At 58.1% G+C, this 21,667-nt stretch carries 23 protein-coding genes; 5 read left to right on the top strand and 18 right to left on the bottom strand.

Annotated features, from left to right (window positions below; all coding sequences use genetic code 11):
- Positions 1-53: 53 nt before the first annotated feature.
- The 14 genes from pyk to hisD form a co-directional block, all read right to left on the bottom strand.
- Positions 54-1,484 (bottom strand): pyruvate kinase, encoded by a 1,431-nt coding sequence (gene pyk, locus F4V60_RS07820; RefSeq protein WP_075731199.1) that lies wholly within the window; start codon positions 1,482-1,484, stop codon positions 54-56.
- 187 nt (positions 1,485-1,671) lie between these two features.
- On the bottom strand, positions 1,672-2,652 hold the full coding sequence (gene lgt, locus F4V60_RS07825) for a prolipoprotein diacylglyceryl transferase (protein WP_075730074.1): 981 nt from the start codon (positions 2,650-2,652) through the stop codon (positions 1,672-1,674).
- Between the two features lie 118 nt (positions 2,653-2,770).
- Positions 2,771-3,601: an indole-3-glycerol phosphate synthase TrpC gene (locus F4V60_RS07830; protein WP_075730075.1), complete on the bottom strand. Its 831-nt coding sequence runs from the start codon at positions 3,599-3,601 to the stop codon at positions 2,771-2,773.
- A gap of 130 nt (positions 3,602-3,731) precedes the next feature.
- Positions 3,732-4,421: a TIGR02234 family membrane protein gene (locus F4V60_RS07835; protein WP_075730076.1), complete on the bottom strand. Its 690-nt coding sequence runs from the start codon at positions 4,419-4,421 to the stop codon at positions 3,732-3,734.
- Positions 4,414-4,797, bottom strand: a complete 384-nt coding sequence (gene hisI, locus F4V60_RS07840) for a phosphoribosyl-AMP cyclohydrolase (RefSeq protein WP_075730077.1) — start codon at positions 4,795-4,797, stop codon at positions 4,414-4,416. Before hisI ends, F4V60_RS07835 begins: the two co-directional genes overlap by 8 nt.
- Positions 4,798-4,874: 77 nt before the next feature.
- The gene (hisF, locus tag F4V60_RS07845; protein WP_075730078.1) at positions 4,875-5,651 is read right to left on the bottom strand and encodes an imidazole glycerol phosphate synthase subunit HisF; all 777 of its coding nucleotides are present in this window, start codon (positions 5,649-5,651) and stop codon (positions 4,875-4,877) included.
- A 108-nt stretch (positions 5,652-5,759) separates the two neighbouring features.
- Complete coding sequence (locus F4V60_RS07850) at positions 5,760-6,533, bottom strand: inositol monophosphatase family protein (RefSeq protein WP_075730079.1); 774 nt, start codon at positions 6,531-6,533, stop codon at positions 5,760-5,762.
- 3 nt (positions 6,534-6,536) lie between these two features.
- Positions 6,537-7,316, bottom strand: coding sequence for a bifunctional 1-(5-phosphoribosyl)-5-((5-phosphoribosylamino)methylideneamino)imidazole-4-carboxamide isomerase/phosphoribosylanthranilate isomerase PriA (gene priA / locus F4V60_RS07855; protein WP_075730080.1), 780 nt, complete (start codon positions 7,314-7,316; stop codon positions 6,537-6,539).
- 14 nt (positions 7,317-7,330) lie between these two features.
- Positions 7,331-7,969: an imidazole glycerol phosphate synthase subunit HisH gene (hisH, locus tag F4V60_RS07860; protein ID WP_075730081.1), complete on the bottom strand. Its 639-nt coding sequence runs from the start codon at positions 7,967-7,969 to the stop codon at positions 7,331-7,333.
- Between the two features lie 3 nt (positions 7,970-7,972).
- Complete coding sequence (locus F4V60_RS07865) at positions 7,973-9,163, bottom strand: MFS transporter (RefSeq protein WP_141255901.1); 1,191 nt, start codon at positions 9,161-9,163, stop codon at positions 7,973-7,975.
- A 65-nt stretch (positions 9,164-9,228) separates the two neighbouring features.
- Positions 9,229-9,396 carry a hypothetical protein gene (locus F4V60_RS12530; protein WP_170216827.1) on the bottom strand — a complete coding sequence of 56 codons (168 nt, stop codon included), beginning with the start codon at positions 9,394-9,396 and terminating at the stop codon, positions 9,229-9,231.
- 3 nt (positions 9,397-9,399) lie between these two features.
- On the bottom strand, positions 9,400-10,002 hold the full coding sequence (hisB, locus tag F4V60_RS07870; RefSeq protein WP_075730082.1) for an imidazoleglycerol-phosphate dehydratase HisB: 603 nt from the start codon (positions 10,000-10,002) through the stop codon (positions 9,400-9,402).
- An 11-nt stretch (positions 10,003-10,013) separates the two neighbouring features.
- Positions 10,014-11,117: a histidinol-phosphate transaminase gene (locus tag F4V60_RS07875; protein WP_075730083.1), complete on the bottom strand. Its 1,104-nt coding sequence runs from the start codon at positions 11,115-11,117 to the stop codon at positions 10,014-10,016.
- Positions 11,118-12,431 (bottom strand): histidinol dehydrogenase, encoded by a 1,314-nt coding sequence (gene hisD, locus F4V60_RS07880; protein WP_075730084.1) that lies wholly within the window; start codon positions 12,429-12,431, stop codon positions 11,118-11,120. It abuts the gene before it with no gap.
- 209 nt (positions 12,432-12,640) lie between these two features.
- Here hisD and F4V60_RS07885 point away from each other — a divergent pair, with 209 nt between their 5' ends.
- A complete protein-coding gene (locus F4V60_RS07885; protein WP_075730085.1) occupies positions 12,641-13,570 on the top strand; it encodes a YbjN domain-containing protein in 930 nt (309 codons plus the stop codon).
- A 3-nt stretch (positions 13,571-13,573) separates the two neighbouring features.
- Here the strand turns inward: F4V60_RS07885 and F4V60_RS07890 are convergent, their stop codons facing one another.
- Together F4V60_RS07890 and F4V60_RS07895 are read right to left on the bottom strand one after the other, a co-directional pair.
- Positions 13,574-14,092: a hypothetical protein gene (locus F4V60_RS07890; RefSeq protein ID WP_232315906.1), complete on the bottom strand. Its 519-nt coding sequence runs from the start codon at positions 14,090-14,092 to the stop codon at positions 13,574-13,576.
- Positions 14,079-14,771 carry a hypothetical protein gene (locus tag F4V60_RS07895; protein WP_075730087.1) on the bottom strand — a complete coding sequence of 231 codons (693 nt, stop codon included), beginning with the start codon at positions 14,769-14,771 and terminating at the stop codon, positions 14,079-14,081. Before F4V60_RS07895 ends, F4V60_RS07890 begins: the two co-directional genes overlap by 14 nt.
- Positions 14,772-14,994: 223 nt before the next feature.
- Between F4V60_RS07895 and F4V60_RS07900 the strand changes: the two genes are divergently transcribed.
- The 4 genes from F4V60_RS07900 (at position 14,995) to F4V60_RS07920 (ending at position 21,019) form a co-directional block, all read left to right on the top strand.
- Positions 14,995-15,516: a TetR family transcriptional regulator gene (locus tag F4V60_RS07900; RefSeq protein WP_075730088.1), complete on the top strand. Its 522-nt coding sequence runs from the start codon at positions 14,995-14,997 to the stop codon at positions 15,514-15,516.
- Positions 15,517-15,565: 49 nt separating this feature from the next.
- Positions 15,566-17,773, top strand: a complete 2,208-nt coding sequence (gene glgX / locus F4V60_RS07905; RefSeq protein ID WP_075730089.1) for a glycogen debranching protein GlgX — start codon at positions 15,566-15,568, stop codon at positions 17,771-17,773.
- Between the two features lie 21 nt (positions 17,774-17,794).
- Entirely contained in the window at positions 17,795-19,177 is a 1,383-nt protein-coding gene (locus F4V60_RS07910) for an exonuclease domain-containing protein (protein WP_075730090.1), read from the top strand.
- 810 nt (positions 19,178-19,987) lie between these two features.
- Positions 19,988-21,019, top strand: a complete 1,032-nt coding sequence (locus tag F4V60_RS07920) for a GTP pyrophosphokinase (protein ID WP_075730091.1) — start codon at positions 19,988-19,990, stop codon at positions 21,017-21,019.
- Here F4V60_RS07920 and F4V60_RS07925 read toward each other — a convergent pair.
- Entirely contained in the window at positions 21,016-21,402 is a 387-nt protein-coding gene (locus tag F4V60_RS07925; RefSeq protein ID WP_075730092.1) for an RNA-binding S4 domain-containing protein, read from the bottom strand. The two genes, F4V60_RS07920 and F4V60_RS07925, sit on opposite strands and share 4 nt — an antisense overlap.
- A gap of 8 nt (positions 21,403-21,410) precedes the next feature.
- The gene (locus tag F4V60_RS07930; RefSeq protein ID WP_075730093.1) at positions 21,411-21,650 is read right to left on the bottom strand and encodes a hypothetical protein; all 240 of its coding nucleotides are present in this window, start codon (positions 21,648-21,650) and stop codon (positions 21,411-21,413) included.
- Positions 21,651-21,667 lie beyond the last annotated feature (17 nt).

A 21,667-nucleotide genomic window follows, 5' to 3' on the forward strand; every position in this document is an offset into this window, starting at 1 on the left:
TCCTTTGCGTCTATGACCTGCCTGGCGAGTACCGCTAGGCAGGTCATAAGAACTTAAGCGTTGTTTGCGCGCTTCTTGTTCTCACCGAGCAGGTGGCACTGGATCATGTTGGTGTTACCGGAGATTCCTGGAGGCGTACCAGCAACAACAACCACGAGATCATCTTCCTCGTAGGCGTCCATCTCGAGCAATGCCTCGTCGATGGCCTCCATCATCTCATCGGTGCTCTTAACCTTGGGGCTTAAGAAGGTTTGTGCACCCCAGGTCAAAGCGAGCTGTGAGCGTACCTCTTGGTTCGGGGTAAATACCAGCAGCGGCAGAGTGGAGTGCAAACGCGCCACTCGCTTTGCGGTATCACCAGAGGTGGTGAAGGCAACGATGGCTTTGGCGTTGAGCCGCTCTGCGATGTCGCGTGCGGAGTAGGAGATAACTCCTCGCTTGGTGCGCGGCACGTGCTTGAGCGGGGGCACGGTTCCATCGGCCTCGGCGCTTTGTACGATGCGGCTCATCGTGCGAACGACGTTTTGGGGATCGATACCCACGGAAGTCTCGCCGGAGAGCATGACTGCATCTGCGCCGTCGAGGACGGCGTTAGCTACGTCAGAGGCTTCAGCGCGGGTCGGGCGCAGGTTACTAATCATCGAATCAAGCATCTGGGTAGCCACGATGACGGGCTTGGCGTTCTCGCGAGCGATCTGGATGGCGCGCTTCTGGAACAGCGGAACCTGCTCAAGCGGAACCTCGACGCCCAAGTCACCGCGGGCAATCATGATGGCATCGAAAGCAAGAACGATGGACTCTAGTGCATCGACTGCCTCTGGCTTCTCGAGCTTAGCGATGACTGGGAGGCGGCGGCCTTCCTCGTCCATGATGGCGTGGACCAAGTCCACGTCGGCAGGCGAGCGTACGAAGGACAGCGCGATGAAATCGACGCCCAAGCGAAGCGCAAAGCGCAAGTCCTTGATGTCCTTCTCAGACAGGGCCGGCACCGAGATGTCCATGCCTGGCAGGGAGACACCCTTGTGATCCGATACTGGACCACCCTCAACTACTTCGCAGACAACGTCATTGCCTTCTACCGAAGTACAGACAATGGCAACCTTGCCGTCATCAATAAGGAGGCGATCGCCGGGGCGGGCATCCTTGGCCAGGCCCTTGTAGGTTGTGGAAACGCGGTCGTGGGTGCCATCGATATCATCGACCGTGATGCGAACGATCTCGCCGTTCTTCCACTGCTCTTCACCGTTGATAAAGGTGCCGAGACGAATCTTCGGTCCTTGCAGGTCGGCCAATATGCCGACCGCGCGCCCGGTTTTGTCGGTCGCGTTGCGGACCCAGTGGTAGTTCTTCTCATGATCTTCGGGGACGCCGTGAGACATGTTGAGTCGGGCGACGTCCATGCCGTCTTGGACAAGACGCAGAATTGCATCCTCGCTAGCTACGGCTGGGCCGAGCGTACAGACGATTTTTGTTCTTCTATCCAGCATTGAAAGGCCTCTTCGTCGGGGAACTTTTGACGCCTCCCAAAGTACCCGCGTTAGTAATTCCCGGCCACTGCCAAGCCCTTTCTCTATTGTCTTTGAGGCTAACTCTCAGCGACCAAAAGCAAAAATAGAACGGACATTTTCCGGATATGACCGGGCATAACTGGAAATCGCCGGCGCGTCTTACTCAGCGATCTTTTCCGCTGTGTGATTCATCCGACTCTGCTGTTTGCTTCGCCACAGAGCCTCCTTGTCCCCCGCCGATAGTGAGCGAATCTCCGTCTTCTTTCTCTTGCTTCGCTGCAAAGAAACGCGGATCAACTTCCTGGGCGCTCTCCTGTCCTTTGCCAAGGCGGAAGAAAACGATAACCGCAATGACAAAGAGAATCACCGACATCACGACGTTAATGCGCAGGCCGAATATGTGTGTCGCCTCGTCACTGCGCATGTTTTCCACGAAGAAACGGCCCAAGGTATAGGAGGCAACGTATAAGGCGAATACCCGCCCGTGACCAAGCTTCCATGCCTTTTGTGCCCAGATGAGGAACAGGCAGACGGCCACGTTCCACACCAACTCATAGAGGAAGGTGGGGTGCACGCTCGCTATGACCTCGCCCGTTGAACGCCCTGACACGGGCGCAAAGGCCCCCGAAGCATCAACGCGATAGTAAATGTCGAGCGCCCAGGGGACGGTAGTCTCTCGCCCATAGAGCTCTTGATTAAACCAGTTTCCCAGCCGCCCTATGGCCTGCGCGAGGATCAGCCCAGGAGCAACGGCGTCAGCGAAAGGAGCCATTGGCACTTTCTTGACCTTAAACATCACCCAAATGGCGAGGACCCCCAAAGCGACCGCACCCCAGATGCCTAGGCCGCCATTGGTGATCTTTAGGACATCCACGGGATTGCAGTCCGCACAGAAGTACTTATCGTAATCGGTTGCCACATGATAGACGCGCCCGCCAATGATTCCAGCAGGGATAATGACGATAACGGCGTCCCATACCGTATCAGGGTTGCCCCCACGCTCGGTATAGCGCCGATACGTCAGCCACATGGCCACCACTATGCCCAGAATGATGCAAAGTGCGTAGGCGCGAATGGGTAGAGGTCCAAGATGCCACACCCCTTGGGGCGGCGACGGGATATTGGCAAGAATCTGAGTGTGCACGACAACTAGTGTGCACTACCCTGCAGGAGAATACCGAGATTACCCCCCCTCATCTCCCCAGCGAACGGGCTGGGCTGGAGAAAGCACAGAAACCGCCTGTAAAAGAGCAGCTGAGCAATCAGGAACGTTTGCGCGAAGGACACGCGGGGTGTTGGCCCGCGGCAACCAGTGAGCGTGCCAACGCCACGGGGTCCTTGGCCGTCATGACGGCCTCACCCACGAGAACGGCATCTGCGCCATGCGAGGCATAGGACAAAACATTACGGGGGACGTTTACTCCGCCAATTGCGATGCGCAGCATGGACTCCGGAAGGCCCGGCACAATCTCGGAGAAAGCAAACCTGTCTATCGCATCCGAAGTCAAAGACCACGCGTTAACGGCGACGACACTGCCTCCTGCTTTGATGACCCGATCTACTTCCGCACAATTGCGGACCTCCAGAATCGCTGTCATCCCTAGCGATTCGATACGATCCAGCAAAGCCTCTAAACGCACCTGCTCAAGTAGCTCCACCTGTAGGGGGATGGCATCCGCGCCGTAGCAACGCGCCTCGTGGATCTGATAGGGATCAACAATGATGTCGCGGGACATCATGGGGATTTCTATGGCGGCGCGCGCGGCACGCATGTCTTCCAAAGAACCATGAAAGCGGCGGCGATCAGTCTGGCATGCCATCATATGAACGCCCGCGGCTTCCAGGCTTTGTGCCAACTGCGCCACCGAATCCGGTGAGCTCAACTGGGTTATCTCCCCGGCATAAGGCACCGCGCGTTTTAACTCCGTGACCACAGAACAGCCATTGCGCATCAGAGCGGCGAAAGCATCGCGCGGCGGTTCCATATCCCGCGAGCGGGCCTTGACTTCTTGGAAAGAAACCTGCGCTTCCCGCGCAGCGACATCTTCAAGCACACCTGCCACAAGGTGATCGACTGCAATTGGAGTGGGCATCAGCACCTCCCTTCGAGGGGCGATAAAGATCACATTTAGGCTAGCGTGATCATGCCGCTAGAAGGAAATCTCCGCTCCGGGCACCTGCCCCCCGCTAGGGGGTGGAAAGCACCCCGCGGGAGGTTAGATGCTATTCAGCTTTGTCTCGTCGCTCGTGCTGAGTGGGACTCTCCCCCGCGCCGTCTGCAGAGGAAGAAGAAACATCCGTCGGGTCGATGTCGGCGTCGAGAGCCTCCCACATGACCCGCCCGGAATCAGCTGAAGTCTCAAGCTCCTCCGCCAACTTCGCCTGCCGGCTAGCTGGGGTCTCATATTTACTCGAGCGCGGCTTATCCGCACCTGGGCGCATGATAAGAAGTACGGCTCCAAAAAGAGCCAATGCAGCCGCGATGACTGCTAGGATCGGCCCCAGCTTGCCCACTTCCACGGCGGTGACCATGGCCCACTCGGAGATATGTGCGGTGTCGACGGCCGTCTTGTTGGCGGCTGCGCCTTGCAGCACGCGCTGTGCCTTGGCTGGGTCGGGGCCATAGGTCAGCAGACTGACCGGACTCCACGCGGCTGCGGCTGCAGCAAGGGCGCAGATGCCTGCCACGACTCGGCGCGCGATTCGCCGCAGTGCAATTCCTGCCACGGCTCCAGCGAGCAAGACCAAGGTGAGAGCCATGAGCTCAATGGACCATGAGGATCCGAGGATAGCGCTTTCGACCGTTCCAGATTTATCGTCCTGGCTTAACGCCAGAACCCACGTGGAGCGGGAGGAAAACCACAGCAAGATGGAGCCAAGGGCGATAAGAAGCGGGCCTACGCGCCTACCCATTTAACTCTTCCCCCATCAGATCCTTCGCATCGAAACAGGTGCGGTCACCGGTGTGGCACGCCCCGCCCTTTTGACGCACTTTCAGCAAGATGGTGTCCCCGTCGCAGTCAAGGCGAACATCGAGCACCTGCTGGGTATGGCCGGAAGTTTCGCCCTTGATCCAGTAGGCACGGCGCGACCGAGAAAAGTAGGTTCCCTTTTTCGAGGCAAGAGTATAGGCCAAGGCGTGATCATCCATCCACGCCATCATGAGCACCTCTCCCTCCTCTGACTGCACGATTGCAGGTACCAGGCCAGCATCGTTGCGCTTGAGAAGGGCTGCGATATCTTCGCTGAGCTCGTAGTCTGCCGGGTTGGCAGAGGGGCTATCTTTCATTGCTGTCCTCGTCACTTTCAATCACTGTTTCCCAAGAATCCGCAGCGCGCTAATACGCTGCCTAGCTTTTGGCCTAACTATCGCCGAACTTCGTGTCCAGCCCGTGCCAGTTCATCCTTAACCTCGGAGATTGCTACATCTCCAAAGTGGAAAATGGAGGCTGCCAGTACTGCGTCGGCCCCGGCGGCCACTGCGGGTGGGAAGTCTGCTGCTTTGCCTGCACCGCCCGAGGCAATGACCGGCACATCAACCGCTGCACGTACAGCCTCGATGAGTTCGATATCGAAGCCTTCCCGAGTGCCATCACCGTCCATGGAGTTGAGGAGTATCTCCCCCACTCCTAGCTCCGCGCCGCGGGCAGCCCACGCCACAGCGTCAAGCCCTGCCGAGCGGGTGCCACCATGGGTGGTGACCTCAAACCCAGAAGGATGGTCCTCATTTGGCTCCGCCACACGCCGGGCGTCGACGGAGAGCACGATGCACTGCGAACCAAAAACGTCCGCCAATTCCCGTAGGAGCTCAGGGCGCGCTATCGCCGATGAGTTTACTGAGACCTTGTCCGCGCCGGCGCGCAGGAGCTCACGAACATCCTCGACGGAGCGAATGCCGCCACCAACTGTCAGGGGGATGAATACCTGATCGGCGGTTCGGCGTACCACCTCGAGCATGGTGCCGCGTCCGTCTTTGGAAGCGGATACATCGAGGAACGTGAGCTCGTCTGCACCGAGGGCGTCGTAACGCGCGGCAAGCTCTACGGGATCTCCGGCGTCACGCAGGTTCTCGAAGTTGATTCCCTTGACTACCCTTCCGTTATCGACGTCGAGGCAGGGAATGACCCTCACTGCTAATGCCATCGCGGACTCCTTTTTAAAAAATAGATGTACTGCAAATATAGAAAAGCCTAAGACTCAGTATCCTCACCTCGCACGCGGCTTCTGCTGTGCAGGGCTCAAGCAGATTGTTTAAGGAGAATGCTGCGAAATAACGTCGAGGATGGTCTCATGGGTTCTTGGCGTGCCAGCCACGAAACTCGTGGAATAGGCATTCCACTCTTCACCACTTGCGTCCGTGACTACCCCGCCTGCGGCTTTGACAAGCAAGGCCCCTGCGGCATTGTCCCATGCGTGAGGGGAAAAGTTCACGGTGCCATCGAATACGCCCTGTGCCACGAAGGCATTATCCAGTCCAACGGAGCCTGTCATGCGCGGGCGCAAGCCGGTGACACGCAGACCATGAAAAATCTCCGTGGCGAGATAAGAAGAGCACCCCACAAAGCCGTGGCCCGGGGTGGCTGATCCTGGCGCGGCCTGGCCCACCACATCAGACGGGTGTGCCCCACCGAAACTCCGAAAGGTTCCACCTTCAGCAGAAACGAGGCGGCGGCGCAAGAGTGGAAAGTCCGCCACCGCAGCAACAGGTCGTGCCTCGTGCACCAGCGATACTAGAATCCCGCACAGCGGGCTTCCCGCTGAGTAGTTAGCTGTGCCATCGATTGGGTCCACGACCCAGATGGTATCGCTCAAAGTACCGCCGGACTCCTCCCCATAGACGCCTATTCCAGTCAACTGGGTCAACGTCGCCCGCAGTTCTTTCTCAATGCGCAAGTCAACTTCGGTGGCGAAGTCCGTCTCACCCTTGAATACCGCGGGCGGTGCGCCCAGCCCAGCGACGAACAAGTCCGCCACATGATCCACGGCAGACTCCGCCAACGCCACTAGCTCCCGTGGATCATTCATGAGTTAGAGCTCCTCGAGATCGATGGGTTCCTCAGCAGGCAGGGGCTCGACCTCAGCCACTGCCGTCAGCGCCTCTCCGAGAGTAAAGCGCGATTCATAAAGAGCTTTGCCGATTATGGCGGAATCAATTCCCTGGTTCTGATAGACCGCGAGCTCGCGTACGTCATCCAAAGTGGAGATTCCGCCCGAGGCCGTCACACTTGCCTGCGTGGCCATGGCGACCTCGCGCAGCAGTTCAACATTCGGCCCCGTCAGCGTTCCATCTTTAGATACATCCGTGACGACAAAGCGCTGGCAACCGGCTGAATCCAGCCTTTCGAGGACCTCCCACAGGTCACCGCCATCAGACACCCAGCCATTACCACGGGTGCGCCACTGACCATCGATGTAGCGCACAGCGAGATCGACCGCGATCTTATCGCCGTACTCCCCCAAGACCCGCGCAATCCAGTCTGGCTTTTCGAGCGCGGCGGTGCCGATATTGACTCGGCGCGCGCCCGTTCCGAGAGCGCGGAGAAGCGACTCATCATCCCTGATGCCGCCGGTCAGTTCGACATCGATGTGAAGTTTCTTGGTAATTTCCGCCATCAACTCATGGTTGGATCCGCGGTTAAAAGCCGCATCGAGGTCGACGAAGTGGAGCCACTGCGCCCCGTCCGCCTGCCATTTCAGTGCAGCCTCAAGAGGGGCTCCGTAGGATTTCTCGGTTCCAGCCTCGCCCTGATCTAGGCGCACGGCGTGGCCATCGACGACGTCGACAGCCGGCAACAAAGTAAAGGTCATGGGTCACATCCTACCTAGAGGGTCTTCATCCAGTTTTCCAGCAGGGTAGCTCCCGCATCCCCCGACTTCTCAGGGTGGAACTGTGTAGCCCAGAGCGCACCGTTTTCTACGGCTGCCACGAACCTATCTCCACCGTGCTCCGCCCAGGTAACCAGCGGCGGAATGGTTATATCCGTCACCAGATCCCAGCTGCGTGCACCATAAGAGTGCACAAAGTAAAAGCGCTCCTGCTCACTTAGCCCGGCGAACATCTCGCTGCCCATTGGCACATCAACGGTGTTCCACCCCATGTGAGGAAGGATGTCTGCGTGCAGGCGCTCAATGCGCCCAGGCCACTCACCACAGCCCGCAGTTTCTACCCCATGCTCATTGCCCTCCTCAAAAAGCACCTGCATTCCCACGCAGATGCCCATCACAGGGCGCCCACCTGCGAGGCGCTGCCCAATGATGCGCGGTCCTTGCGCCGCCCGCAGACCCGCCATGCACGAGGCGAAGGCTCCGACACCGGGAACCAGCAGTCCATCCGCGTTGACCGCCACATGCGGATCCGAGGTCACGGCCACGTCCGCGCCTACGCGTTCCAATGCTCTTTGGGCCGAACGCAAGTTTCCGGCACCGTAGTCCAATAACGCAACCGTCTTCTTCGAAGTCATGGGCTATACCTTACGCATCCTTCTGAGTCTTGTTTTAATGTCATCGACTTCACTCACGCGGGAACGCCCGAGCATGAAGTCTGCGCAGCTCATCGCCACACCGAGCAGCAAAATAACTGCCCCAACGCCGAAGGCCCCGCTATAGGTCACAGCCACGACCATGGCGCCCAAGACGGTGGATCCGATTCCGGTTCCCGAATCGAAGAACACATTCCAGATGGCCGAAGCCTCTGAGACACGCTCGCGCGGGAGCCTTTCAAACATAGAGAGCAGAGCTTCGTTTTGGGCTATCCCGAAAGCGCCGCCGAAAATAACTACGCCTAGGACTATCCACCACACCGACCACTGTTGGTGCAGGACCAATGCTATGAGGGCCACTGCAGCGAAGGCCGCTATCTGGGCTGGGATATACAGACGCCCGGCCATGCCGACCCGATCCGCAAATACCCCCGCGAGGTAGCGGCATACTAAGCTGGCTGCCCCCACGAGCGAGAGCAGGATTCCGCCCAAAGTCGCACCCGTGCGGGGATCGATCTCCCGCACAGCTGGCGAGAGGAAGGCAGAGATGGCTCCGTAGCTAATGGATACAGTGGTCAGTGCCAAGGCGGGTACGGCGACCAGTTTCCACGTAGGCACCTGCGGGAGCGCTGTCACGCCAGGCTGCACTCGCTGTGCCTTAATGCGTGGAAGGCGAATACACATTGCCACGGCCAAAAGCCCTATTGCAGCGGCTGCAATATAGACGCTGGAATAGCCCCACCAATCAGACATGGCCAAACCGAGCGGCAAGAATAGAGTCTGCGCAAGCCCCACGAACACGCCTATCATGCCGGTTGCCTTTCCTCGCAAGCCAACGGGGGCAAGCTCTGCCACGAGTGCAGACTGCGCGACAGTTAGCGCGCCGAAGCCAATCCCGCGCAGCGCAGAAAAAGTCAGGGTCACCCAGGCTTCTTCGCCCAAAAGGTGCCCGAAGGCAGGCACCCCTAGCATGAACGACGCCGCCATCATGACTGGCCTATACCCGAAAGAACGCAGCATGCGCGGGGTCAAGATCTGAGTGATGACTGTTGCCGCCATGAACACCCCAGTGGTCCCGCCTGCAAGAGAGGCGCTACCCCCCGCGTCAAGGACAGCGAGAGGAACGACAGGAAGGAGGATTGACCATGCGCCAAAGGCCGCCGCGATAGCTACCATTGTTTCCGTATAGCCAGGAACTTTCCAGACGTTGGGGGCGTTGTGGGTCACCGCGCTATGTCCTCCTACCAGTTCATTTTTCCTACCATCCACACCAGCGCCGCCGCCAAGCTAACAACAGCTAGCAGGCCGGCCACGATGCTGAAGAACCGCGATCCAGCCTGGTAGGCGGAATAGGTTCCCCCTACCAGTAGTCCTGCAAGCAAAAACAGGATCAGGATCATGACATTCATAAATTACAACGCACCCTTGGTAGAGGGAATTCCTGTGACGCGGGGGTCCGATTCGCTAGCTTGGCGCAGCGCACGGGCAATGGCCTTGTACTCCGCCTCAGTAATATGGTGCGGATCGCGCCCATAACGCACGTTGAGGTGCAGCGTTACCTCAGAATGCGCAGCGAAGGTCTCGAAGAAGTGACGGTTGATGACGGTTGCGTAGTGCCCGCCTATAATCTGCCACTGCATGTTCTCCGGCTCCCCATTCATGACAAAATAAGGCCGCCCGGAGATGTCAACGACTGCCTCCACCAGGGTTTCATCCATGGGCAAAAGCTGCGATCCGAAACGACGGATCCCGGCCTTATCCTGCAGAGCTTCCAAAAAAGCACGGCCGAGGACAATTGCCGTGTCCTCCACTGTGTGGTGGGCATCGATCTCCGTGTCTCCCTCTGCACTCACCCGCAGATCGAAAGAGCCGTGGGTGGCAAAGGCTGTGAGCATGTGATTGAAAAAAGGCAGGCCGGTAGAGATTTCGGACTTTCCGGTGCCGTCAAGATTGATCTCGACTTCGATGCGAGACTCGCTCGTCACTCGCTGCGAGGTTGCAATGCGGTTGCTCATGTGCGCTCCTTCTATGGCTTTACTAGTACTGTAGCCGCCAGCTTTTCGGCGGCATTAAGGAAGGCATCGTTTTCTTGGGGAAGCCCAATGGTGGCACGCAGATAACCCGTGACGCCCACATCCCTGATGAGCACCTCGTTGTCTAGGAAGGCCTCCCATGCGGAATGCTGATCCTTGAACTTGCCAAAGAATACGAAGTTAGATTCACTCGGCACGACCTCGAAGCCGATCTTGTTCAACTTGGCGACGACTCGGTCTCGCTCTGCGGCGAGTTTAGCCACCGTTGCGAGCGTATCCTCACTGTGGCGCAGCGCAACCCGCGCCGCAGCTTGGGAGAGCACGGAAAGGTGATAAGGCAGGCGCACGAGCATTACGGCTTCAACGAAGGCGGGATCTGCCACGAAGTAGCCCAAGCGTCCACCGGCAAAATCAAAGGCCTTGGACATCGTCCGCGAAACCACCAGCTTGGTGGGGTACTTCTCCAGCAGAGTTGTCGCCGAAGGAGAGGGTGAGAACTCCGCATATGCTTCATCGACGATGACGATTCCAGGCGCAGCCTGCACGAGCTTTTCGACGTCCTCCAAAGGGGTTACATCCCCAGTTGGGTTATTCGGGGTCGTAATAAAAACAATGTTGGGCTCGTGGCGTGCCACGGCAGACAGAGCTGCCTCTATATCGATGCGGAAGTCCGCGCCACGCGGGCACTCAATGAAACGAGTTTGGGTGCCTGCGGCGAGGATGGGGTGCATGGAATAGGAAGGCGTAAATCCTAGGACACTTCTGCCTGGGCCTCCGAAAGCCTGCAGAAGTTGCTGGAGAACCTCGTTGGAGCCGTTGGCTGCCCACACCTGTTCGCGGCTGACCACCACGCCGGTCTGACGCGAAACATACTCCGCCAGCGCCTCGCGCAGCTCTACCGCGTCTCGCTCTGGATAGCGGTTGAGCTGCGGTGCAAGCTCGCGCACCTCGTTGACGAGATCATCGATAAGCGCTTGCGAGGGCGGGTAAGGGTTCTCGTTGGTGTTGAGCTGGTAGGCCACGTGCAATTGCGGCGCCCCATAGGCAGATTCACCGCGCAATTCCTCGCGCAAAGGTAGATCGTTGATGGATACCATTTACTTCTCCTCTTCGAACCGGGCGCGGATGGATTCTCCGTGTGCAGGCAACTGTTCTGCATTGGCAAAGGCGATAACCTTATCAGCGATTTCGCCCAAGGCGGCGCGGTCGTAGTCAATGATATTGACCGGGCGCAAGAACGTGTGGGTGGAAAGACCTGCGGAAAAGCGCGCCGTCCCGGAGGTAGGCAGCACGTGATTTGAGCCCGCGGAGTAGTCCCCCAGAGGCACGGGTGAGAATTCACCCACGAAGATTGCTCCCGCGTGGGTGATCTTTTCGGCATCAGCCCGCGCCTGTGCAGTCTGGATCTCCAAGTGCTCAGCCGCATAAGCATTGGCGACGGCGATGCCAGCCTCCATGTCATCGACCAAGACGATGCCAGACTGCTGGCCACGCAGGGCCTGCGCGGCGCGCTCCGCATTTAGCGTGGCGGTATAGCGTGCCTCGACCTCTAGGCGTACCTGCTCTGCCAACTCTGGCGAATCCGTAATGAGCACGCTTGCGGCCATAGGATCGTGCTCTGCTTGGGAAATAAGATCATAAGCCACGTATATTGGGTCGGCCGTCTTATCCCCAAGAATGGCGATCTCCGTGGGTCCTGCCTCTGCATCTGTGCCCACGATTCCGCGAACGAGGCGCTTGGCGGCAGTGACAAAGATGTTGCCGGGACCAGTGATGATGTCCACCGGTTCAAGAGCGGCGGAATCGTCTCCATAGGCCAACAGCGCGATTGCCTGTGCGCCGCCTACTGCCCACACCTCATCGACGCCGAGGATGTAGCAGGTAGCCAGCACCGTTGGGTGAGGCAATCCGCCGAACTCTTTCTGCGGTGGCGAAGCCACGACCAGGCTAGTAACGCCGGCTTCTTGCGCTGGCACGGTATTCATAATTACCGAGGAAGGATAAACAGCCTTGCCCCCAGGAACATAGAGACCGACCCTGTCTATGGGCAAGAATACTTCCGTGACCTGCGCACCCGGTGCCAACTCGGTGGTGTGGCGCGCGGGCTTCTGCTCAGCGTGTACCTTGCGCACGCGGGCGATGGATTCCTCAATTGCCTCGCGCACCGCCGGATCCAGCTCGGCCGCAGCCTTTTCCAGTGCTTCTGGGCTGACCTTCAATTGGGCGGGCCGTACACCATCAAATTGCTCACCGTAGTCGAGGGCCGCCGCTGCCCCCTCCTCGCGTACATGATGAACCATCGGTGCAACCTTGTCCAAGACTGAAGCGACATCGGTGCCACCGCGTGGCAAAACGCGGCGCAGCTGCGATGTACTGAGTTCTTTCCCTCGAAGGTCGATGGTCTGAAGCATTCGGGCTCCTTAGTGACAGTGACAAATGTTTAGGCTCTTCCACTGCCCTTTGCCGCAGGCGTGGAGAGAATCCGTGCAATCTATAACATGACCAATATACCGATATGAATTTCACAGCGCGGGGCAGGGGCATGCCTATAGACTCGGCACCACGCAAGAATAGCGCTTTTCCCTGCTAAGTTGAAGCAAACTGGGAAGGATGTGACGCGATGCAAGGGTTTAATCCGGAGGCCGGCGAGCATGCTGCCGACGCGGGCCTCATTAGCCGCGTCTACGAGTGCGCTAGGCGCGCCGAGCTAGAGTGCATTCGCGTGGAATCACGGGAGTTGTTGTTTCCCCATCCGCACCAGGGGGAGACACGTCTGAGCATGGATACCCGCGGGGATCCCCTTCTTCGCTTCTTCACTCGGCATACGGCTCACCTCCAGTTTGGGGATGTCTCCCGCCTTGCGCAGTTTGTCAACGCGTGGAACCATGACTGTCTCTCGCCGACGCTCATCCTCGATTACGGCTCCCCCGAGTCGGTACAGCTGTGGGGTCATACTTTCTTCCTTGTGGAGGACGCACCCACCACTCAGCAGATAGAAGCCGCCCTCCTGCCGGCTATTTTCAATGCCCAGTCTTATCTAGAGGCTCTTTTTGAGGCCTTCCCAGAAATCGCCCGCGTGCCCGCCCCTGCCTCACCGGAGGAGGGGGAAGAACCAGGCGAGCACCCCAGCGCCGTAGACCTCGACCGTCTGATGGAAGCCCTGCCGGCGCTGGGAATATCTCGGTTTCACATCGCCAGTGAGCAGGCAATCTACACTTGGATCAACGACATCCTTTTCGCCTTTGCCTTAGACAACGGTCCCAGCCTGCTTATCAAGGGCCATTGGGATCCTAATATCGAGGAGAAGGAGTTCCTGCGGGTCTTTCTCATCTGCAACGACTGGAACCGCGGCAATTACTCGGCTTCTGCGTTTTGTCATATTAACGCCGATGGCCTTCAAGTCCGTCTGGACTACGCAGCCATCACTTCTGGGGGTCTGACCGATTCCGAGCTCCGGCTAACGCTCGGCCGCGCCCTGCGGGCCATTCTGCATGGCGTCGATGACATCGCGCGCAATACGGTGGGGTCATCTCCCGTGAAGTGGCCTTAAAACCTATCTAGGCGCTACTTCTTCAGTTTCCCTGTTTATAAACAGTGCAGACCAGTAGCTAAACATCGCCAGGAATGGCGCCACGACCCATGCCACTCCGGGACTAAACGTAGGGACGAAATGCACGACTTCTCCGGGATCCGCAGGCGCATGGGTAGCTGTGACTCCGCCTAGTACATAGAAAGCGGCGGTGGCAGCGAGCGCCACTACTCCCAGCCAGTAAATCATCGCAGCGCTGTGCAGCCGCGGAGCCCTGACATAGGTGACTAACGCCAAGACCATGGCCATCGCACCAGTGATGAGCGTGAAGGTAATAAAGGAGGTGAACTCAACGTTGTCCACCGTGTCCAGCACGTATCCGCCGCCTTTGGCTGCGTGACCAGTCAGTTCCGGGCGCAGCAGACCCCACACTGCGCCGACGGCAGAAAATGCACACAGCGACAGCGCCAGCACACCCGCACAGTAGCCAATGCTGCGGGAAATACGCGGTAGTTTCCAGCCCAAAGGACTAGTACTCGCCACAGAAAGTCCAGTTTCCATCCTCACGCTTAAAGCGCATGGTGGAGCTATCAACGCCGTTATTGGTGTTGACGTTGATGGTGGCCGAGGCATCGTCCCCGTTGACAAGGACATCATTGACGGAGTCAACCCCCGTGGCATTCCAATCGAAGCCCTCGAGGCCGGAGGTGTCTTGTCCCTCAGCAGCCATACCGGACTTCAGGGAATCCATAGGCACGTCGGGGACTTGGTTGTAATCCATGTTGGCTAGCTCGCCGTTATTGGCATTGCGTACAGCCTGGCAAGCATGGTCAGGCATGTACTGGAAAAACTGGCGCAAGGTAGTTGTCTCATAGAGACCGCGAACGAGACCGTTGATTGCGTCAACGTCCGCTTGAGAAGCAGCCTGGCCGCCTTCCACTGGCTTGACCACGGGGACATTTCCCAGCGGGGTTTCGCCATTAGCCAACGCCTGCGCATCTTCCGAGTCAGCGCCGGCAGGCGCCTGTTCGGAAGATGAAGCCTGCTCCGAGGAGGGAGCTGCGCTTGACGAAGTCGCGCCCGCCTTCCCCGAAGAAGCCGCAGCGCTACTGCCCGTAGAATCCTCCGCTGCATCATCGCTGGAGCCGCAGGCACTCAGCGCGAGCGGCACGATCATTGCCAAAGACAGGACAGTCTTTTTCACTGGGCTCTTCAAGGTCAACGCTCACTCCTGAGGGAAAAATAACGGACAAACAACACAACAGCCTGCTTGCTGCCTAAAAATCTAACTTGGACATACTAACAAGTGTTCAATAATGATGCGCTGAGCGTTATCTCATAACTACCTGTGAGGACTACCTTTCTTAGGTTGCCCTCGTGACCCGCCTTCCTGGAATACTAATATCCACACGGGCCATCAAAGCCGATCGCTACAATGGCTAAGCGTGCAACTTAAACGGGATTTAATCATCGAGACGGCCCTCGAATTGCTGCAGGCCTACGGTCTGGCAGATGTCACCATGCGCCGTGTGGCGACCACACTTTCCGTCGCACCCGGTGCCTTGTACTGGCACATAAAGAACAAGCAGGATCTGATAGCCGCCATGGCCAGCCGGATCATTGAACCGCTGAATGGCTCCACAACTGAGGATCTTGCTCTCAACTTGCGCAGCGTGCTTCTTTCCCATCGCGATGGTGCTGAGGTAACCATCGCAGGGCTCTCCTTGCCAGGCTCGAAGGCCTGGGAGCAGTTGGTCGAGCGCTTCATCGCCTCAATCGACGACGACTCCGAAGCAGCGCGCGTGGCCGCCCTATCCATCATTCACTTGGTGCTCGGCGCCACGCTGATGGAGCAATCTAGGGCGCAACTTCAGGAGACCATAGGTACGCCTCAACCTGACTACGACGGCGAATCCGATATCAGGAGCGCGACAGCCATCATCCTCAGCGGGCTTTCTCAGAGCTAAACCCCCGTCGCCCGCCCCAATGTCCACTGCAAGGATTAAGATCTTGGCCATGACAACTTCCCCAACACCGAGTCGCGCCGCCGACTCCTCCCCTAATCAGCGGCGCCAGGTCTGGCCGGGTGAGGCCTATCCACTAGGTTCCAGTTTCGACGGATCTGGAACAAACTTCGCACTATTCTCCGAGGTTGCGGAAAAGGTTGAGCTCTGCCTCATCGACCACAACGGTGAAGAAGAACGCATCGAGCTCACTGAAGTCCATGCCCACGTCTGGCACTGTTACCTTCCCAATGTCACCTCGGGCCAGCGCTATGGCTTCAGAGTCTACGGGCCTTATGATCCCGAGCAAGGCTTTCGCTGCGATCCCTCAAAGCTCCTCGTAGACCCCTATGCCAAGGCCTATGACGGCGAGTTTGACGGGGATTCCTCTCTATACTCCTATGACATTCACTCCCCGGAACTTGGCGCAGGGCGCAACCAAGAGGACTCGCTCGGCCACACCATGCTTTCCGTGGTCATCAACCCCTTCTTTGATTGGCGCGGGGATCGCCGCCCCCTCACCCCGCACAGTGAGACCGTGATCTATGAAACGCACGTCAAGGGAATGACCATGCGTCACCCGGACGTTCCTGAGCAACTGCGCGGAACGTATGCGGGCATGGCTCACCCCGCCATCATTGATTACTTCACAGACCTGGGGATTACCACGGTGGAGCTGATGCCGGTTCATCAATTTCTCCAGGATGATCGCCTCCGCACGCTCGGGCTGCGCAATTACTGGGGCTATAACACCTTCGGCTTTTTCGCACCTCACCTCGACTATGCCTACGCCCAACAGCCCGGCGAAGCCGTCTCCGAGTTCAAAACTATGGTTCGCGCCTTTCACGAGGCTGGCATAGAGGTCATCCTCGATGTTGTCTATAACCACACGGCTGAGGGCAACCACTTAGGCCCCACCATCGCCTTCCGTGGCATTGATAACGGCGCTTACTATCGCCTCGTCGAAGATAATAAAGCGCACTACATGGACTACACGGGAACGGGCAACTCCCTCAACGTGCGGCATCCTCATTCGCTCCAGCTCATCATGGATTCTCTGCGCTATTGGGTCACGGAGATGCACGTGGACGGCTTCCGTTTCGATCTTGCCTCGACTTTGGCGCGGGAGTTGGATGACGTCGACAAGCTCGCAACCTTCTTTGATCTGGTCCAGCAGGACCCCGTGGTCAGCCAGGTCAAGCTCATCGCCGAGCCCTGGGATGTGGGCCACAATGGTTATCAAGTAGGAAACTTCCCTCCGATCTGGAGCGAGTGGAATGGAAAGTTCCGTGACACGGTGCGTGATTTCTGGCGCGGCGAACCTGCCACGCTGGGCGAGTTTGCCTCCCGCATCACTGGATCCTCTGACCTCTACGGCAATAACGATCGCCGCCCCACTGCCTCCATCAACTTCATTACAGCGCACGATGGATTCACCCTGCGTGACCTAGTGACCTATAACGAGAAGCACAATGACGCCAACGGTGAGGACAACCGTGACGGGGAATCCTTCAACCGCTCGTGGAACCATGGCGTGGAGGGCCCCACCAATGATGAAGATGTAAAGAAACTGCGCCGTCGGCAGATGCGTAACTTCCTCACCACGCTGCTGCTTTCGCAGGGAACTCCGATGATTTCCCACGGGGATGAGATGGGCCGTACTCAAAGCGGAAATAACAACGCCTATTGCCAAGACAATGAACTGGCATGGATGGACTGGTCCCTTCTCAAAGAGGAAAAGTTCGCCGCCGTACACGGCTTTTGCAAGCGCCTTATCTCCATTCGGCGCAACCACCCTGCCTTCCGTCGTGAGCGTTTCCTGGCTGGCGGCCCTCTTGGCTCTGATGTCCAAGACCGCGATATTGCCTGGCTCGTACCATCGGGGCGGCTCATGACTCAGGATGACTGGGATCATGATTTCGGCCGCTCTCTCATGGTCTATCTCAACGGCAGCGCCATCCGCGAAAAAACCGCACGGGGTGAAGACATCGATGATGATTCCTTCATCATGATCTTCAATGCGCACGACGGGGATATTGAGTTCACCCTGCCACAACGAGATCTGGGGGCCAAGTGGGAGCTCATCGTCGACACTGCGGATTCAGGGGGCTACCCTGCGGAAGATACGATCATTGATGCGCAGGGTACGATCACAGTCCAGCCGCGTTCGACGCTTCTTTTGAGGCAGGTCGAACCCCCAGTATTCGATTCCGCCTCCTAAACCCTAGAAAGGTAACTTCACGTGTCGATCACCGCCCACGGAGCCTCCATAGACGTCACCTCCGAAGCGATCGTGCTCCACCACACGCTTCTGGCGTCTTCCCTCGGGAAGGAGGCCACCGTGTCTATCCCATTGGATAAAGTGAGCGACACTGAAGTGGTCGAGCCCACCGCAACCGGTTTCGGCTCCCTGACGCTAGTGGGCCCCGGAATCCGCATTCTCTTCGCGCCCCACCAGCAACCAGAGGATTTGGCGCGAGCCATCGATGCCGCTAAACGGGGAGATGCCCCCTCCACCATCGCAGAGTCTTCCCCCGGCATTCCGGCGCTCGATTTCACTGCGGTTGACGTTGAGACCGCCAATGACAACTGGGGATCTATCTGCCAGATCGGTGCGGTGCGTTTCCGCGATGGCAAGGAGACGCAGTCCCGCAGCTGGCTGTGCACCCCACCTCCAGGCCTCGAGAGCTTCGCCGACGTGAATATATCTATTCACGGAATCACGGCCTCGGATGTGGCAGACGCCCCTGCCTTCGCACAGGTAGCATCCGAGCTCTTCGATTTTTTGGGCAGCGATATTTTGGTGGCTCACAACGCCCAGTTTGATTCCACGGCACTGCGCACCGGGCTGCTTTATGCACAGGCGCCCGTGCCGGAAGTGCCACTCGCCTGCTCGTTGGCCCTGTCTCGCGAGGCCTCGCGCGCGGGAATCATTGAGGTTGTAAATCACCGCCTGCCCACGGTGGCGAAAGCCATAGGCGCCGGCGATTTTCGCCATCATGATGCCGCGGAAGATGCCCGCGCAGCAGGGCTCATCGTCGTTGGACTTGCCTCTCGGTGGAACTATAGCGGCGATCTCTCCCACTTGTTTAGCATCCACGGCTTTGCTCTCGGCACCATGAGCCAGGACTCAGTCATCCCGGTGCTGCGTTCCGATACCGCGCCGACCTCCCCTGCAGACCTCGGCGCAGGAACAGACTTTCGGGATGTATCGCGTGCAGGTGGCACAGCCTCCAAGCCACGAGGTGAAGGCCAAGGCCAAGGCAAGGAATCCTCCCGCAAGGGGCCCGCTCCATGGCAATCGGTGGCAACGCCCACCACCATCCCAGAACCCAACAGCGACGCTGATCCTCAAGGAGCACTCTACGGCCAGCACGTCACCCTAACCGGGGATTTTGAGCCTTTTGACAAGGGGCTTTTGTGGTCTGGTATCGCGCAGCGCGGTGGCCAGGTGGGAAAGAACGTCACCAAGAAAACAACCATATTGGTGCTCGGTCAATGGGCCACGAAGACGTCGAAAGAAAAGCGAGCGGAAGAGCTCATCGCGAAGGGTCAAGACATTGCCCTGTGGCCGGCGAGCAAGCTCATATCAGAGCTCAGCCTTGACGAGGAACCTCCCTTCTAGGAATTTTCGCGGCCTGGAACCGCCACGTGGATGCTGGAGTCTAATTCAGACAAGAGTTCAACACCTTGTTTGATACGGACTGAAAAGAGCTTAATCCTCATGCCCCTAGCCCTTGCTCGTGAAAAAGGCCTCGTAACACCTGTTCCCGCACCACAAGAGTCGCCGCGTGGCCCTCACCTTGCAGCCGATGCGGAGTCCACAATCGCCGGTTTGGTACCCGCCTTGTACGAACGGGAGCGTGTTGAGTCGCCGCGCCTTTCTGATGATGGTTTTTGTGACTCCCTCGCCACCATTGCGCTTTCCTCGCGGCTTTCCATGGCGCTCGTTATGCACTCGAAGGAACAGTCTCGTCATCTCAGCCAGCGTGGCCTCGATGAGCTAGGACTTAGCGTCCACGCGGCGTGGACGGTGGCTGCGGCAAACCTGCAGAGGCGAGCTTTGACGCCGAAGGGCTTGCGGTTTTGGACTCGCCCTGCTGTCCATTCTTTACCCGGTTGCCCAGGAGTAGAGGTTCGTGTACTTGGCTCGCCTATTAGTGCTTGGCTTGCACATCCCCAAACGTTTAGCACCTTAGACGGCCATCTCCGCCGAGTACTTCGATGCGATAGACTTACGTATCTCGTCCCCTACTCAGCTCGGGTGTTTGTACTTCGTGCACCTACAGCGGAAGCGGCACGGCTGTGGGCACACACCAGCGCGCAGGTGCGTCCAGCTCATAGTCCGCTGATTAGCGCGCACCCTTTGGTCTTGAGCAATGGGTTCCCGCAAGAATTAACCTGATGAAACGCATAAGGAGCTTAGAGTATCACCATGGCTGATAACGGCATCTCCAAGCTAGGAAATCAATACCACGAGTGGTTAAGGGCGCATCCTACCGCCGCGGTCGAGTTCGGTGATGCCATCGAGGATTTGCTCAATGACGCAGGCGTCATCTTCGACCGAGTCTCGCCCCGTGTCAAGGGCTGGCCATCGCTCAAGGCTAAGGCCAAGAAGCGTTTCCCCGATGGCACGTTGATGTATCCACGTCCGTGGGAAGAAATCCACGATGTCCTTGGTGTGCGGGTGACAGTCTTTCACTCCACCGCCATACCGGAGGCCCTAGAGGTATTCGGCGAGTCTTTCAAGGTCATTCGTTCTGTGGACAAGGCAGCACAAACTCGCATTTCCGGCGGCTTCGGCTACGGCTCCCACCATTTGATCCTCACAGTTACAAACGCCATTGAGGAATTGTCGGATTATGAAGGGCTGACATTTGAGGTACAGATCCGCACGGTGCTGCAACATGCTTGGGCAGAGTTCGAGCACGATATCCGCTACAAGCAGGGTCCTAATCAACCTTCTCCACAGGTGGATCGGCTTTTTACCTTAGCGGCTGGGCTGATTGAATTAGCAGATCAACAATTCGATGAGATTGCTGCACTGAAGGATCCCAGTGGCGACACCGATGAAGACGTGGAACTCAATGCTGAAACGCTGCCGGGGGTCTTGGCTGTGGTCTTAGGCGGACGCTTCCCGCGCTCTCGCTCTGATCATTACCGCTTCCTCTCGGAACTGCTCGAAGCCAACAATGTCACCTCGCTCGGTCAGCTGCAGGCCCTACTCAATGCCGGGGATATAGCTTTTGTCCACGAGGCCATGCACTACCGCTTCCGCCCCGGTCAGGTCCGCCTCATCGATGACCTCTTGCTCAACAAGTTTGGCAAGAAGCATATCGATGCAACCTGGTCCATCGGAGACCGCGCAGACCGGCGCAGAAGGCTCAATGGGCGCTTCAAAAACCTGCAGGCGCTCCGAGCGCACAGTGCAAAGGACTCCGAGCGCAATACGCGCGAAAAGAACTAGCGCGTATTGCGGCGGAATTTCTCCATGTCACGCCGCTCTTTCTTCGTCGGGCGGCCTGCACCGCGCTCACGGACGGGAACGGCGGGAAGAAATTGCCGGGGAGGAGGAGGAGGTGCGTGATCCTTGTAGCAGGTGCGCGCGATTGATGCGCCGACGCGCTTGCGCACAGTAGCCAGAACTTCTAGATCGTGTTCATGATGATTGCGCCATACCCGAACGCGATCCCCGGGAACTACCTGCTGAGAAGGCTTAATTGCGTTGCCGTTGAGCTTAACATGGCCCGCTTTAACCGCATCAGCCGCTTCAGAGCGGGTCTTAAACATCCGCACCGACCATACCCAAGCATCAATTCTGACCGGTAGGCCTGCAGAATCATTACTCATGATTGCCGCTAGTTTTGGCTGTTATTCTCGCCCACGATCTTTTGGATCTTGGACCAGTTGTAGACTCCGCCAGCAACGGCAACGATGATGCCGAGCATCATATAAGTAACGAAGGACGTTGCAGCTAGTCCGAGGAGGAATCCACCACCGAGCCCCGCTGCCACGCAGATGACACCGTTGCGAGCGTGCTTGCGGACTTCCTGCTTCTTCTTCTGAATTGGGTTATTGGGACGTGGCTGCATAGTCATGGCGGATATTCTACCGT

The sequence above is a fragment of the Corynebacterium flavescens genome (genome assembly GCF_008693105.1).
Lineage (GTDB): Bacteria > Actinomycetota > Actinomycetes > Mycobacteriales > Mycobacteriaceae > Corynebacterium > Corynebacterium flavescens.